The sequence below is a fragment of the Photobacterium aquimaris genome (genome assembly GCF_002954455.1).
GTDB lineage: Bacteria > Pseudomonadota > Gammaproteobacteria > Enterobacterales > Vibrionaceae > Photobacterium > Photobacterium aquimaris.
In genome coordinates, this window is the sequence record NZ_MSCC01000001.1 from 2,295,490 (window position 1) to 2,310,510 (window position 15,021).

Here is a 15,021-nt window from a genome sequence, read left to right on the forward strand (position 1 = left end):
ATATAGATAGGTACTAATTCTCCCACAGAATCGCTTGCTTGTAATTAAGAGAACCATGACCAAATATGGACTTCGTGCCAGGGTCTTTACCCTGACATTAGCACCTACACTGATAATCGGCTTGTTATTAAGCGCTTTTTTCACCATGAACCGCTATCAAGATCTCGAACATCAATTGATTTCGACCGGAACAAGTATCATTGAGCCGTTAGCAATTTCGGCAGAATATGGTATGACCGAAAAAAATCGCGAGGCTATTCGACGTTTGATTGGTTATACCCATCGCAAGCATTCCGATATTATTCGTAGCATTGCTGTATTTACCGATCACAATAAAATATTTGCGACCTCTAACTTTCATCGCAATTTTGCCTCATTTATGTATCCCGATGATAAGCCCATTCCGCGATTGTTAGATACCCAGCTCAACGATAATACCCTTATTTTACGCACCCCTATTTTGACCGAAGGCCAATTTGGAACCAATACAGGTGTTAGCTCATTAGGGAAACCTCTGGGCTATATTGCCATAGAGCTCGATTTAAGCTCATTACGATTACAACAATATCAAGAAGTGTTTACCGCCTTAATGGTGCTCTTACTTGGCTTAAGTTTATCGTCGCTGTTTGCATATCGATTAATGCAGGATGTTACTCGCCCAATTTCTCATATGATCAGTGTGGTTGATAGAATTCGCCGCGGACATCTTGATATTCGTATCGAAGGCCAATTATTGGGTGAACTTGATACCCTTAAAAACGGTATCAATGCGATGGCAATCTCGCTCTCGGAATACCATATTGAAATGCAGCAAAGTATTGATCAGGCGACGTCTGATTTGCGCGAAACCTTAGAGCAACTTGAAATTCAAAACGTCGAGTTAGATATCGCAAAAAAACGCGCTCAAGAAGCAGCACGGGTCAAATCTGAATTCTTGGCTAATATGTCGCACGAATTACGTACCCCTCTCAATGGTGTGATTGGCTTTACTCGCCAAATGCTCAAAACCAAGCTTAATACCAATCAGCAAGATTATCTGTTAACGATTGAGAATTCAGCCAATAACCTCCTTACCATCATCAATGATATTTTGGATTTCTCAAAACTGGAAGCCGGCAAATTATTATTGGAAAATATTCCATTTGATTTCACTGACGCCCTTGATGATGTAATGCGCTTATTAGCACCAAGTGCGCATGAAAAAGGCTTAGAATTAACCCTTAAAATCGATACCCGTATTCCACCAGGCCTAATTGGTGATCCACTGCGTATTCAACAAGTTGTCACCAACTTAATTGGTAATGCTGTTAAATTTACTGAAACCGGCAATATTGATGTCTCAGTTGAGCTTAAATCTGAGCATGACAATAATATTGAACTGCAATTTATGGTGCGTGATACCGGTATTGGTATTTCAGAGCGCCAACAAGCACAATTATTCCAAGCCTTTAGTCAGGCTGATGCCAGCATCTCACGTCGTTATGGCGGCACAGGTTTAGGCTTGGTGATCACTCAGAAACTAGTCAGTCAAATGGGTGGCCAAGTCAGCTTAACCAGTCGTCTCCATCAAGGTTCAACCTTCTGGTTTAGCATTCGTATGCATAAAACCGATTTACCAGTATCACAATTAATTGATACTTCATCACTAATAGGTAAAAAGTTATTACTGATCGAACCTAATATGCAGGCAGCTTCAGTAGTGCAGCAGCGACTAATTAACGCCGGTGTTCATGTTACTTACCGCTCAACCATGCCTGATGACGTTGAGCATCATGACTTTGCATTATTGTGTTTATCGCCAAGTGAGCAGCCACCATCGGCAGTACTGTTTGATCATGTCTTCAAAGCCGAACAAATCGCCGACAAGGTACTGGTGTGCTTACCCACTACCGAGCTAGCTCTGTCTGAAAAACTCACCAATACCGGAGTCGAACTCTGCCTTGGCAAACCGATCGCATCACGAAAATTATTTGAAGCGCTGTGTGATAACAATGATGAAAATAACGAACCAGAATTAGCGGTGTTTGCGCCACCACAAGAACCCGTGCAACCATTAACGGTGATGGCTGTAGATGATAACCCTGCTAACTTAAAACTAATTTCAGCCTTGCTGGGTGAGCGTGTTGAAACGGTAATTACCGCAACGGGTGGTAAAAAAGCGGTTGAGTATGCCCATCAAAAAGCGTTTGATCTGATCTTTATGGATATTCAAATGCCAGAAATGGACGGCGTGACTGCTTGCCAAGAAATTCATAAAACTCAGCTTAACCATACCACGCCAATTATCGCGGTTACGGCTCATGCTATGGCTGGAGAGCGCGAGCGGTTAATTGATGCAGGTATGGATGATTACCTCACCAAGCCAATTGAAGAGCATATTTTGCAACAGATTCTAGCGAAGTGGATCACGCCAAGTCACCATTCAGGCACACCGCTCATCGCTCCCGTCGCTAGTAAAGCGGATCAACCCCCGTTAGCTGCGCCACAAGCTATCGATAATAGCATTAGTTTTGATTGGTCACTGGCACTAAAACAAGCGGCAGGCAAACAAGATCTGGCGCGAGATATGTTACAGATGTTGCTTGATTACATGCCAGAGGTCGAATTACTGGTCAATGAAGCACTGGACGGAAAAGCTGTTGAACTGCGGCCATCAATCCATAAATTGCATGGTAGTTGTGCTTACAGTGGCGTACCACGGCTAAAATATCTCTGCCATACTATTGAGAGCGAATTAAAAGCCAATGCCATCATGGAAGATATTGAGCCTGAATTGCTTGAGTTGATCGATGAAATGGATAATGTGGTTAAAGCTTCAAAGCAATACCGCCGTTAATCTATTGCTGATTAATACAACATAGTGGCACCACACCATCGTTATAAAAGTTATAAAAAACGCTAGCTTTATCAGCTAGCGTTTTTTTATTACCGCGATTAACTTTAGCTTAACGCTCAATAATAACTGTTGCGACAGCATAACGCCGTTCATCAGCAATCGTCAGGTGCACATGTTGGCCTCCCATTGCTGTTAACAACACTAATGCTTGACCTGAAAAAGTCACCATCGGCTTACCACGTTCATCATTACTGACACTAAAATCTTGAAAAGAAACGCCGCAAGCAATACCTGTACCCAAGGCTTTAGATGCTGCTTCTTTAACAGCAAAGCGCTTTGCTACAAAACGGGCGCGTAACTTTAACCGGTAATATTGTTCAAGTTCAGAGGCTGATAACACCCGTTCAGCAAAACCATCACCGCTACGAGAAAGGACTTTTTCAATCCGCTCGATTTCAACAATATCAGTCCCTAAACCTAGAATTGCCATTAGCCACGCGCTTCCTGCATCAAGAGACGCATATCAGCAACCGCTTTTTCAAGGCCATCAAACATTGCTCGTCCCATTATAGAATGACCAATATTGAGTTCATACAGCTCAGGTAACGCGGCGATAGCTTTAACATTATGGTAGGTTAAGCCGTGGCCTGCATTAACTTTAATGCCTAAACTCGCCGCATAAGTCGCAGCAACTGCTATTTTTTCAAGCTCAGCAGCTTGTTGTTCTTCAGTGGTTGCATCGGCATAATGGCCAGTATGTAATTCAATAAATGGTGCACCAGTTGCAAGTGCTGCATCAATTTGGCGTTTATCGGCATCAATAAACAATGACACTTTAATCCCTACAGCGGCTAATGCTGTGGTTGCTGCGGTAATTTTTTCACATTGCCCAGCAACATCTAAGCCACCTTCGGTCGTCAATTCAGCACGCTTCTCTGGCACTAAACATACATATTCAGGTTGAGTCTCTAAAGCAATCGCCACCATTTCATCGGTAACGGCCATTTCTAGATTCATGCGTGTTTGTAATGTTTCGCGTAAGATTCGTACGTCACGATCATTGATATGGCGACGATCTTCACGTAAATGCACCGTAATACCATCTGCACCTGCACGCTCTGCGACTTCTGCAGCATGAACAGGATCAGGGTATCGTGTGCCACGGGCATTACGTAATGTTGCAATATGATCAATATTGACACCCAGTAGAATGTTACTCATTTTCCGATGCTCCTTGCTCTAGGAATAAATAATTCCCGACTTTTTAGTGGTTTTGAACCAAGATACGGCTTTAAGGCTATGCGTGTAAAGCGTTTCGCAGCTCGAAGTTGTTCAGGGGTTTCAAAACATCGAGCAGCAATGGCTTTCAATTCATTACCACGAAAAGTCAATTGGCTGATTTTTATTGAGGCAATAAATCCTAATTGTTCGCGGTAGTTATAGGTCATATGATCGTCGACCGCAAACCCACTGCCGGCACAATGCAAAAAATCGATACCGTAACCAAGATGATGTAATAAGGCGAGTTCAAAACGACGCAATGCGGGCTCTGGATTATTAGCTTGTGCAAGCTCACGCAACACATTCAAATAATCAAGAAACAACACCGGATAAGGGGTATGGTTTTCTAATACTCGCGCTAACACTTCATTAACGTACATCGCGGAATATAAAATATAGCTGCGCAACGGCAGCCCAATACTGATCGGCTCAGCATGAGTGAGAACAGGCATGCTCCCTTTACCACTCCATTTCATAAACAATGGCGTGAAAGGCTGCAAGGTTCCTTTGAGGTTAGAACGCTTACGACGCGCTCCTTTTGCAAGTAGGGTAAGACGGCCATGATCCTCGCTAAACACATCAAGGATCAGGCTCGTCTCACTATAATGGCGATAATGAAGGACGAAACAACGCTGTAGGCCCTCCATTATGTTCCTTATAGATCGTCAATGTAACCTAAGCTGCGCAGTGCACGTTCGTCATCTGCCCAACCTGATTTCACTTTAACCCAAAGTTCTAAATACACTTTACGTTCAAATAGGTCTTCCATATCTAAACGGGCTTCACGGCCAATGACTTTGATTTTATCGCCGCCTTTACCGATCACCATTTTCTTCTGGCCTTTACGTTCAACCAGAATCAAACCGTTGATATCAAAACCGTTGGTTTCAGGGTTAAAATCAAAACGCTCGATTTCAACTGTCACTGAATACGGTAATTCTTCACCTGTAAAGCGCATTAGTTTTTCACGAATAATTTCTGACGCCATAAAGCGTTGTGAACGATCCGTTACATACTCTTCAGGGAAGTAGTAATCACATTCAGGTAAATGTTCACGAACAATTTTTTCAATGGTATCAACGTTAGTACCTTTCTTTGCAGAAATAGGCACCACATCAACAAATGGCATTTTGTTCGCTAGTTCCTGCAAATGCGGAAATAACTCATGCTTTTCTTTAATGTTGTCGACTTTGTTGATCAACAATACTGTTGGTAGCTCACTTTTAATAAGCTTATTCAGTACCATCTCATCATCAGCAGTCCACACAGTGCCATCAACAAGAAATAACACTAATTCGACATCAGTTAATGAACTGCTTGCAGCGCGGTTCATTAAACGGTTAATCACACGCTTTTCTTCAATGTGCAATCCAGGTGTGTCCACATAAACCGCTTGATAGCCGTCACGTGTGTCTACCCCCATAATGCGGTGGCGCGTGGTTTGTGGTTTACGAGAAGTTATAGATAGCTTCTGTCCCACTAAACGGTTAAGCAAGGTTGATTTACCGACATTCGGTCGACCAACAATGGCAATAAAGCCACAATGTTGTTTATCTGTCATGATTCCAACTGGTTAAGTGCAATTTCTGCTGCTGCCTGCTCTGCCTTGCGCCGACTGCCGCCTTTACCGATAACAGGTTCATCCATACCTGAAACATCACACTGTACGGTGAATTCTTGGTTATGAGCTTCACCTTGTACCTTAATTACAGTATACGACGGTAATGGTAAACGGCGACCTTGAAGACACTCTTGCAAGCGTGTTTTAGGATCTTTTTGGTTGATGCCAGGTTCAATTGTATCAAGACGTGATTTATACCAAGCCAATACGACTTGACGCACAGTCTCAACATCACTATCTAGATAAACCGCGCCAATGATTGCTTCAACACAGTCAGCCAGAATTGAATCACGACGGAAACCGCCACTTTTCAGTTCACCTGGACCTAATAGTAAGTAGTCGCCTAGCTCGAACTCACGTCCTAGCTCTGCCAATGTCTTACCACGGACTAGTGTTGCACGCATTCGGCTCATATCACCTTCATCCACAGTAGGAAAACGGTGATATAAGTCATCAGCAACAACAAAACTTAAAATAGAATCGCCTAGAAATTCTAGGCGCTCATTGTGGGTGCCATTAGCACTGCGGTGTGTCAGTGCTAATGTCATCAACTCACAATTGTTAAATTGGTAGCCCAGCTTGCGCTGAAGCCTATTCGCTGGAGTTGTCATTTTCTCTCGATTATTTAATGCTACCGATACGATCAAAACGTACGCCGGTAGGGATCCAAGATGGAAGTAAACTATCAGGCTTGCGATCGAAATCAAAGCTCATCCAAATAGCTACCGCCTTGCCGACTAAATTCGCTTCTGGTACAAACCCCCAGTAACGACTATCAGCACTATTGTCACGGTTGTCACCCATAACAAAATACTCACCTTTTGGAACAACCCACTCACCGATCCCTGGGCGAGGTACGTAAGCCATACGGTTATCACGTCGCAATGGGTTGATCAAAATATGATGATTCACATCACCAAGATGTTCATTAAACTCAATTAGACGCGCCATACCTTGAGTAAAGTCGCTGTCTTTCATATCAGTTAATTTAACAGGCTTACAAACAGAAGTGCCTTGAGGCTGAATGCATAATTTTTTGTCAGCGCTGTAACGAATCATATCACCAGGTAAACCTACTACACGTTTAATGTAATCAATTTTTGGATTTGGCGGGTAACGGAATACAATCACATCACCACGTTTAGGCTCACCAGTGTTTAAAAATTTATGGTCAAAAACAGGATCTCGAAGTCCATAGGCAAACTTTTGAACGAGAATGAAATCACCAACATACAGGGTTGGTAGCATTGATTTTGACGGAATTTGAAATGGTTCATAAATAAATGAACGGAATATCATGATCAATGCAATTACAGGGAACATTGAACTTGCTGATTCAACCCAACTCGGTTGAGGAGCAACACGTGCAAGTACCTCTGCATCAACTTGGCCACCAGCATTTTCTGCTGCAGCTGCAATTTTTAATTGTCGTTTTGGTGCCCATAAAAACTTATCTAGAGCCCAAATAATACCGGTAAAAATTGTCGCTAAGACCAATATTATTGAAAATGTATTTGCCATGTTATTCCTTAGGTTTAATACAACTAATCGTAATCGTTAGCTGATTGACTCTAATTAAAACGCCTAAGTAAAAGAAAGTGCTATTTAACAGATTAAATAAGCACTTTCTAATCATATCTAGACTGTTATAAACAAAGAAAGCTTACTACTTATCTTTGCCCACATGAAGAATCGCTAAGAAAGCTTCTTGTGGTAATTCAACATTACCAATCTGCTTCATACGTTTCTTACCGTCTTTTTGTTTCTGTAATAGCTTCTTCTTACGGCTAATATCGCCACCATAACATTTCGCGATTACGTTTTTACGTAATTGCTTCACGGTTGAACGTGCAATGATATGACCGCCAATAGCTGCTTGAATTGCAATATCAAACATTTGACGAGGAATAAATTCTTTCATTTTCTCAACAACATCACGACCACGAGTCTGTGAGTTTTCTTTGTGAGTAATGATTGCTAAGGCGTCAACACGCTCACCATTAAGCAGAATATCCACGCGTACCATGTCTGATTCTTGGTAACGTTGGAAATTATAATCTAGCGATGCATAGCCACGCGAGGTTGATTTCAAACGGTCAAAGAAATCCAGTACCACTTCTGACATCGGAATATCATACGTCAGTGCGACTTGATTACCGTGATAAACCATATCAACCTGCATACCACGCTTTTCAATACATAGAGTAATTACGTTACCTAAGTATTCGCTTGGTACCAAAATATTACAACGCGCAATTGGCTCACCGACAACATCAATATCGTTTACAGCCGGTAATTTAGCAGGACTATCTACATAAAGTATCGTACCGTCATTTTTCTTCACTTCATAGACTACCGTTGGCGCAGTAGTAATTAAGTTCAGATCATATTCACGCTCTAGACGTTCTTGAATAATCTCCATATGGAGCATACCCAAGAAACCACAGCGGAAACCGAAACCAAGTGCAGACGAGCTTTCTGGCTCATAAAACAATGACGCGTCGTTTAGGCTTAATTTACCTAATGCATCTCGGAAGTTCTCGTAATCATCAGATGACACTGGGAACAAACCTGCATAAACCTGCGGTTTTACTTTTTTAAAGCCAGGTAATGCAGCTTCACAACCGCCTTTCGCTAACGTTAAAGTATCACCAACTGGTGCGCCTAAAATATCTTTAATACCACAAACAACCCAACCAACTTCGCCAGTATTTAGCTCAGTGGTGTCAATTTGCTTCGGTGTGAAAATACCAATACGGTCCACACCCCAAATCTGACCGGTGGTCATTACTTTGATCTTGTCATTTTTCTTTAGTTTACCATTCTTGATACGAACTAAAGAAACAACACCTAAGTAGTTATCAAACCATGAGTCGATAATCAGTGCTTGTAGTGGCGCATCCGGATCACCTTCAGGTGCTGGAATCGCTTCAACGATTTTTTCTAAAACTTCGTCAACACCAACACCCGTTTTTGCTGAACAACGCACAGCATCAATAGCATCAATACCAACGATGTCTTCAATTTCTTCAGCTACACGCTCAGGATCGGCTGCAGGCAGGTCGATTTTATTTAAAATCGGCACTACTTCTAAGTCCATTTCCATGGCGGTGTAACAGTTTGCTAAAGTCTGAGCTTCTACGCCCTGGCCCGCATCAACCACCAGCAATGCACCTTCACAGGCTGCAAGTGAACGCGATACTTCATACGAGAAGTCAACGTGTCCTGGGGTGTCGATAAAGTTTAATTGATAAGTTACACCATCTTTAGCCGTGTAATCGAGCGTCACGCTCTGGGCTTTAATGGTGATACCGCGTTCGCGTTCAAGATCCATTGAATCTAAAACCTGCGCAGCCATTTCTCGATCAGAAAGGCCGCCACAGACTTGAATTAGACGGTCGGATAAGGTCGACTTACCATGGTCGATATGTGCGATAATCGAAAAGTTACGAATGTGCTTCATGAATGGCGTGACTGCTCGTGATTAAAATGAATGGGATCTTAAGATCAAGTTGACGGATTCTACCGAATTTAAACGCTACTCGCTATCTTTCGATGCGGCATTTATCAGCTTATCTGCTGAAATTGGTAACCCTAGCACTCGAATAAGGCTTGGTTTATAGGCTGCATCCCCATCTAATCGCTTAGCATAATGCCTCGCAATCAGTAATCCGACAGTAGTAGCAACCGCGGCTGATACAATAACACCGAGCTGATTACTGGACGCTAGATCAACAAATAGATACTGACCAAGTAGGCTACCACCGACTAAAAATAGTAATGGCAGCATATAAACCAACAACGCTGAACTGAGCATACTACGCTCCGACAAACCAATTTCAACCACTTGTCCAAGTGTTATTTTTTCATTGGTGTCGATAGTAATCAGATGAGAACGCCCCGGCATTGCTTTACTGACAATTCCCGTACCGCAGCTATCGCGTGAAGCACAATGACCACAACTGGTTTGTTGCTGACAACTTACCGTTATATGGCCACTATCAACAGCGACCACTGTCGCTAATGTTCTCATCATGATTATTTACTCGTAGGGGTAACCTCTGGTTTAATTTTATCAAAGGTTACGCTTTCTGCAATTTGTCGTGCTGTTTGTGGTGGAATATCACCCACCACTGTAATTTCTTTATTGCCATCGACGCGAGTGATTAATGTCCGCCGTCCTTGACGAACCAATTGCCCACGACCGACAAAATTATCAGCATCTGAAACATAAACAGAAAAACTAAACAAACCGTCACTGTACATGCGACTTTCAACGGCGCGCTCTGTCAGTAACAGTCGATGACGATTACCTGCAATTAATGTAAAGCCATTTGGTAACCAATTAACACTCCATTGCAGTTTTTTCTGCGGTTGTTGCGGTAATTGTACCACGGCTGGCAATTTAACTTGATCAAGCTTACTCAGCATTTCAGCAACTTTAGGATTCACCGCAAAAGAAACCACGCGAAATTGCTCTAATAAATCACCATCGCGATCGAGTAAATCAGCGCGCATCACCAAGTGAGTCGCTTGATCTATCCACAATAAGTAAGAATAACGATTGCCATCTTTAGGTGCGATACGAACAACATCACAGGCGACACCCGCTTCACGTGCTCGACCCATGGCAATGAAATCGTAAAAATGAGCCAGATTATCTATATTAGCCTTCATTAATGGCAATATTGGCGCGACCATCTTATTACTTTTAATCGTAAAAGGATCAAGTCCAGGCTCAAAATAACTGACTTCATCACCACGTTGAATCACCTCTTGTGGCGGACCACTGAGGAACAACAAATGCGCATAACTTTGACCATTCTCTAGTGCATGTCGATAACGCAAGGTATCAATGCTATTTTTCTTTACCCAAATGTAAGACATCTCATAACTAAGATCTCGACTGGCTTGGCCCATTTGATGCAACAAAGCCTCTGTTGAAGGTTTAACCGCTTCAGCAGAGGCTTGGAGTGGCAATAATAGGCTGACCAATGCAAGTGCACCGACCAGAATTTTTTTCATTAATCCGCCACAGAATTATTAGTATGTAATCGTGAATTATCGATACTGCCGTCTTCGGCGTTAAACCGAAGTTGCAATTCATAATCTTGTAACATCGAATTTATTCGACGTCGTTGTTCCATTAACTGTGATTCAGACGGCGTCTGATTATTATCTACCATATTAGTATTTAAGCTCACAGGTTCAGCTTTACCTGTAAATGGAATCGTTTGTAATACCGGCACATCATTGTTACTAACTGTTGTCGTAAGGTTGCTACCATTACCATCATATTGTTGAACACCAACAATCACCGCTAATGATACACATGCTGCCATCGCAACCTGACCAAACTGGGATAGCCAAGCGGGTAATGTCCGCTTCGCTTTAAATGGGGTCGGTTGTTCTTGAATAATAATCGGCTCAACAACAGCCTCAACATTAGTAACCACAGCCCCGGTATGGGCTGGTTCAGCTTCTAGCGCTAACGCGACATTTTCTGCAATATTCCATTGTTTGCATTGCGGCACATCACCACGCATGACATCACCAATGAGGTTGAAATCATGCCAGCTTTGCTCGCTATTTTTGTCAACGGTCAGCGCATTGATAATACTCTGATCCAAGTCTTCGCCATCAAGCAATGCCGAAATTTTTTCTTTATCAGCCATTTTTTCCACCGTTTGGTGCAACATTATTATTGTTGCATAAGAGGACGAATACGTTTTTCAACTGTCTCTCGTGCACGGAATATACGTGAGCGAACTGTACCTACAGGACATCCCATTATTTCAGCGATTTCTTCATAGCTTAGACCATCCAGTTCACGCAATGAGATCGCTGTTTTAAGATCATCAGGTAGTGATTCAATCGTACTAAAAACAACTCGCTTCAGTTCTTCAGACAACATTTGGTTCTCAGGGTTCGATATTTCTTTAAGCGCATTTCCATTTTCATAATATTCCGCATCTTCAGCATCAACATCGGATGCTGGCGGACGACGCCCCTGAGCAACTAAATAATTTTTTGCTGTATTAACAGCGATACGGTAAAGCCATGTATAAAAAGCACTTTCACCACGAAATGTTGGTAAGGCGCGATAAGCTTTAATAAACGCTTCTTGAGCGACATCTGGCACATCACCAGAATTGCTAACATAACGTGAAACAAGGTTACAAACTTTATTCTGGTATTTAATAACCAAAAGGTTGAATGCTTGCTTATCTCCCCGCTGTACTCGCTCAATTAGTACCTGATCAGTTTGCTGCTCGCTCATTCGAGCGTTTACTCCCATGTCTAACTGTTTAGTAATATTGCATTCATCTCACGACGACATAGACCAATAATGGTATCGATTCGGTATTGATACACAACGGTTTATTTAGATTATCCTGCCAATATAAGCGTTAGTCTCACCGTAAATAAAACACTGATTTATGAAATATTTATAAGCATGAGCACTACATAAGACCGATGGATAATGGCAAAGTTCCACCGCCAATAAAATAATTTACCCTTTCGTTAATGCTTGTTTATGACTGATAACGAAATCAAGATAGAAAGAATAACTGCTGTCATTTTACCTGAAATAATCATACTGACGAGGATCTGTGACTGAAAAAAGCAAAATAATCACAATGGTATGAAGCGGTTAGTGCACTAACAGTTAACAATAACATAGCTAATGCACCGTATATTAATAATATTTAGTTTACCAATCCCAAACAAATATGTCTTTTTATAACAAATTTGATAGCATGAAATAAGATTATCACATGGACATGCAATCATTATGAACCAGCCTCATCAACACGATAGCGACATTTTAGTCATTGGTAGTGGCGCTGCAGGGTTATCACTGGCACTGCATTTAGCCCACCTAGGAAAAGTGACTATTTTATGTAAAGGTCCCCTTAGTGAAGGCGCAACTTATTATGCTCAGGGAGGCATTGCCGCCGTTTTTGATGAGTCTGACAGTATTGCATCCCATGTTGAAGATACGTTAATTGCTGGAGCTCATCTTTGTGACCAGAATGTGGTGCAGTTTATCGCTGAAAACGCCAAGCAATGCGTGCAATGGTTAATTGATGGCGGTGTACCTTTTGATCGTGAAGAATCCTATACTGACGACGACCCTCGCTACCATCTGACCTTAGAAGGTGGCCATAGTCATCGTCGCATTCTTCATGCTGCAGATGCCACTGGCATGGCGATGCAAACCTCACTTCAAGAACAAGCCCGTAATCATCCTAATATCACCATTCTTGAACGCCATAATGCGCTTGATTTAATCACCGAGAAAAAAATCAATCCGCAAGCTGACACCAATCGTGCTTTAGGGGCTTATGTCTGGAACCGCGACAAAGAATGTGTTGAAACTCTTGCAGCCAAATTTGTGGTATTAGCCACTGGAGGTGCATCAAAAGTCTATCAATACACCTCCAACCCTGATGTGTCATCGGGCGATGGTATTGCGATGGCATGGCGTGCAGGTTGTCGTGTTGCTAACCTTGAATTTAATCAATTTCATCCTACTTGTCTATTCCACCCCAAAGCACAAACGTTTTTATTAAGTGAAGCTCTACGCGGAGAAGGTGCGTATTTACGTCGTCCTGACGGCAGCCGTTTTATGCTCGATTTTGATGAGCGCGCAGAACTGGCTCCTCGTGATGTGGTTGCACGTGCGATCGATTACGAAATGAAGCGCTTAGGTGCTGATTGTATGTATCTTGATATTAGCCATAAGCCAGCCGATTTTGTTAAAAGCCACTTTCCAACCATTGCTGAAAAACTGCAAGGTTACGGGATTGATATCACCCAAGATATGATTCCAATTGTTCCTGCTGCACATTATACCTGTGGCGGCGTGGTGGTAGATAAATCAGGTAAAACCGATATTGAAGGGTTATATGCTATTGGTGAAGTCAGCTACACCGGCCTTCATGGAGCCAATCGCATGGCATCTAATTCATTACTTGAGTGCGTAGTCTATGCATGGTCAGCGTCACAAGATATTGAGCACCAATTTAAGACCATCTTACAGCCACAACAATTGCCATTTTGGGATGACAGTAAAGTAACTAATTCTGATGAAGAAGTGGTGATTCAACATAACTGGCATGAATTACGATTATTTATGTGGGATTACGTTGGTATTGTACGTTCAACTAAACGTTTAGAGCGGGCAATGAATCGCATTGAATTGCTTAAACACGAAATTGATGAGTATTACTGTCATTTCCGTGTTTCAAATAATCTTTTGGAACTGCGTAATTTATTACAAGTTGCAGAGCTGATAGTACGTTGTGCAATGGAACGAAAAGAAAGTCGAGGATTACACTATACCCTTGATTATCCTGAACTTGACCAGCAAGCAACCGCCACTGTTTTAGTGCCAAGTAATTACTAACCGCACTTAAATAAGTAATAACTCAACCATACGATGATACTAATGCTCGTTAGCATCATCGTTATTGTCTGCGGCTGCAGGCTTTAATAGTCCTAAATGTAGCGACATTTTTAAGAGCCGATAACTTGCAGTATCACAACTGTCACAGCAGATAATCAGCCATTGATTACGCTGATGTGCTATCGACAATATCACTAGCCAACGGCTGACCACTTTCACCGCTACAATTTTACCTGCTTGATCACACCACCGCAGATGGCCATCACTATACAGCCGTAATGGGCCTTGCTGACGCAAATAATGGTGATATATCCTTTGCCATTCAAACACTAACATTTCGGCAAAAAAATAACTCAGCGGCCAAAAAACCGGTGGAACAACAAACATTAATAGCACTGCACCAAAGTAACATCGACTCAGTGCAGTGTGCAGGCACGGGGATAAGTGAAGCGTTAGATCAACGTAGCTTGCTGTTGTTGTGGGCAACAATCTTATCGACCATCATCGCATGAGCAGGATTGTCACTACGGCCATGTTGCATCATCCATTTAAATAAATCAGGATCATCACAGGTTAATAGAGAAATAAAATCACGTTGCTGCTGCTCTGATAGATCATCAAAACATTCTTCAAAAAATGGCATCACCAACACGTCTAACTCTAACATGCCACGACGACATGCCCATTTAACGCGGGCTCTCTCTTCTGCAACTAACATACATAACCTCTATGTGCTTGCCTATTGGCTCACTGATAATTGAATACTTGGCGTATTTCCATGATAAATATAGTACCAGTCGTACTCAATAACGACCATGCGCCAACACAAGCAATCATTCAAGATGAGACCTAGCCCACCATAATGACGAC

At 42.2% G+C, this 15,021-nt stretch carries 15 protein-coding genes; 2 read left to right on the plus strand and 13 right to left on the minus strand.

Annotation, left to right across the window (positions count from 1 at the left end):
• Nucleotides 1-55: 55 nt before the first annotated feature.
• Nucleotides 56-2,836 (plus strand): two-component sensor histidine kinase BarA, encoded by a 2,781-nt coding sequence (gene barA, locus BTN98_RS10035; RefSeq protein ID WP_060999811.1) that lies wholly within the window; start codon nt 56-58, stop codon nt 2,834-2,836.
• 109 nt (nt 2,837-2,945) lie between these two features.
• Here barA and acpS read toward each other — a convergent pair whose 3' ends face one another.
• The 11 genes from acpS to rpoE form a co-directional block, all read right to left on the minus strand.
• On the minus strand, nt 2,946-3,326 hold the full coding sequence (acpS, locus tag BTN98_RS10040; protein ID WP_060999812.1) for a holo-ACP synthase: 381 nt from the start codon (nt 3,324-3,326) through the stop codon (nt 2,946-2,948).
• On the minus strand, nt 3,326-4,057 hold the full coding sequence (gene pdxJ / locus BTN98_RS10045; RefSeq protein WP_060999814.1) for a pyridoxine 5'-phosphate synthase: 732 nt from the start codon (nt 4,055-4,057) through the stop codon (nt 3,326-3,328). The genes acpS and pdxJ overlap by 1 nt, the downstream gene beginning before the upstream one ends.
• Complete coding sequence (gene recO, locus BTN98_RS10050) at nt 4,054-4,767, minus strand: DNA repair protein RecO (RefSeq protein WP_174545293.1); 714 nt, start codon at nt 4,765-4,767, stop codon at nt 4,054-4,056. Before recO ends, pdxJ begins: the two co-directional genes overlap by 4 nt.
• A 5-nt stretch (nt 4,768-4,772) precedes the next feature.
• Nucleotides 4,773-5,678, minus strand: a complete 906-nt coding sequence (gene era / locus BTN98_RS10055; protein WP_060999817.1) for a GTPase Era — start codon at nt 5,676-5,678, stop codon at nt 4,773-4,775.
• Complete coding sequence (gene rnc, locus BTN98_RS10060; RefSeq protein WP_060999819.1) at nt 5,675-6,349, minus strand: ribonuclease III; 675 nt, start codon at nt 6,347-6,349, stop codon at nt 5,675-5,677. Before rnc ends, era begins: the two co-directional genes overlap by 4 nt.
• A 10-nt stretch (nt 6,350-6,359) precedes the next feature.
• Nucleotides 6,360-7,259: a signal peptidase I gene (lepB, locus tag BTN98_RS10065; RefSeq protein WP_060999821.1), complete on the minus strand. Its 900-nt coding sequence runs from the start codon at nt 7,257-7,259 to the stop codon at nt 6,360-6,362.
• 145 nt (nt 7,260-7,404) lie between these two features.
• Nucleotides 7,405-9,201, minus strand: coding sequence for a translation elongation factor 4 (lepA, locus tag BTN98_RS10070; protein WP_060999823.1), 1,797 nt, complete (start codon nt 9,199-9,201; stop codon nt 7,405-7,407).
• 75 nt (nt 9,202-9,276) lie between these two features.
• Complete coding sequence (locus tag BTN98_RS10075; protein ID WP_060999825.1) at nt 9,277-9,774, minus strand: SoxR reducing system RseC family protein; 498 nt, start codon at nt 9,772-9,774, stop codon at nt 9,277-9,279.
• Nucleotides 9,775-9,776: 2 nt separating this feature from the next.
• Entirely contained in the window at nt 9,777-10,763 is a 987-nt protein-coding gene (gene rseB, locus BTN98_RS10080; protein ID WP_060999826.1) for a sigma-E factor regulatory protein RseB, read from the minus strand.
• On the minus strand, nt 10,763-11,413 hold the full coding sequence (locus BTN98_RS10085) for an RseA family anti-sigma factor (protein ID WP_060999828.1): 651 nt from the start codon (nt 11,411-11,413) through the stop codon (nt 10,763-10,765). Before BTN98_RS10085 ends, rseB begins: the two co-directional genes overlap by 1 nt.
• A gap of 26 nt (nt 11,414-11,439) precedes the next feature.
• Nucleotides 11,440-12,018, minus strand: coding sequence for an RNA polymerase sigma factor RpoE (gene rpoE, locus BTN98_RS10090; RefSeq protein WP_060999831.1), 579 nt, complete (start codon nt 12,016-12,018; stop codon nt 11,440-11,442).
• A 516-nt stretch (nt 12,019-12,534) separates the two neighbouring features.
• Between rpoE and nadB the strand changes: the two genes are divergently transcribed.
• Nucleotides 12,535-14,151: an L-aspartate oxidase gene (gene nadB, locus BTN98_RS10095; protein WP_060999833.1), complete on the plus strand. Its 1,617-nt coding sequence runs from the start codon at nt 12,535-12,537 to the stop codon at nt 14,149-14,151.
• Nucleotides 14,152-14,190: 39 nt separating this feature from the next.
• On the opposite strand, the gene BTN98_RS10100 is transcribed toward nadB, so the two are convergent.
• Both BTN98_RS10100 and BTN98_RS10105 read right to left on the minus strand, forming a co-directional pair.
• Entirely contained in the window at nt 14,191-14,640 is a 450-nt protein-coding gene (locus BTN98_RS10100) for a protein YgfX (protein ID WP_331711141.1), read from the minus strand.
• The gene (locus tag BTN98_RS10105; RefSeq protein WP_060999836.1) at nt 14,609-14,869 is read right to left on the minus strand and encodes an FAD assembly factor SdhE; all 261 of its coding nucleotides are present in this window, start codon (nt 14,867-14,869) and stop codon (nt 14,609-14,611) included. Before BTN98_RS10105 ends, BTN98_RS10100 begins: the two co-directional genes overlap by 32 nt.
• Nucleotides 14,870-15,021 lie beyond the last annotated feature (152 nt).